This window comes from Streptomyces sp. NTH33 (assembly GCF_003236365.1).
GTDB lineage: Bacteria > Actinomycetota > Actinomycetes > Streptomycetales > Streptomycetaceae > Streptomyces.
In genome coordinates, this window is record NZ_POTZ01001031.1 from 1 (window position 1) to 752 (window position 752).

Genomic DNA, 752 nt, shown 5'->3' on the forward strand with positions numbered 1-752 from the left:
TCCGAAGCCCCGGAAGACGGTACGGAGGGCGCGGCGGAGCGCGGGGCGGCACCGGTGGACGAACACCCGGCGGCGAGCGCGCCCCCGGCGACGAGCCCGGCACCGGTCCGCAGCACACCGCGGCGATCGGTCGTGGTCACCCGAACCATTAAAGAGAAATAAGGTAAGAAAGCGGGCGAATCACACGTACGGACACCGAGATGAGCGACGGTCAGATGAACGAGGCGCCCGTCATCGGTCGACCACGCGCATCTCGAACCACGTCGTCTTGCCGCGCGGCAGCAGGTCGACTCCCCAGCGGTCGGACAGCTTGTCGACGAGGAACAGGCCGCGCCCGCTGATGTCCAGCTCCTGCACCGGCATCAGACACGGCAGCCCGCGGGAGGGGTCGCGGACCTCGACGCGGATCCAGCCGCGGCGGCGGCGCATCCGCAGGCCGAAGACCCGGGCGCCGGTGTGCCGTACGGCGTTGCCCACGAGTTCGGAGACGAGCAGGACGGTGTCCTCGGCCGTTTTCGGCGTCAGTCCCCACTGGCGCAGGACGACGACCTGGGCGAGGCGGCGGGCGGTGGCGGCGGACTCGGGACGGGACGGCAGCGGAACCTCCGCCTCCGTAGGATTGCCGAACAACTCCAGCGCCTGCTGCGCGCGTTCGTCCCGACCGCGGGCGACCAGCGCGCCGCGGTCGCACGTGACTTCCCCCGCGGCTGTTCCCTACCCTCCAGCCCCGCCATGCCCCTGTCTCTTATACA

At 70.9% G+C, this 752-nt stretch carries 1 pseudogene; it reads right to left on the reverse strand.

Features of this window, described 5'->3' with window-relative positions:
• Positions 1-231 precede the first annotated feature (231 nt).
• Positions 232-734 (reverse strand): annotated as a pseudogene (locus C1I97_RS38265) (ATP-binding protein).
• Positions 735-752 lie beyond the last annotated feature (18 nt).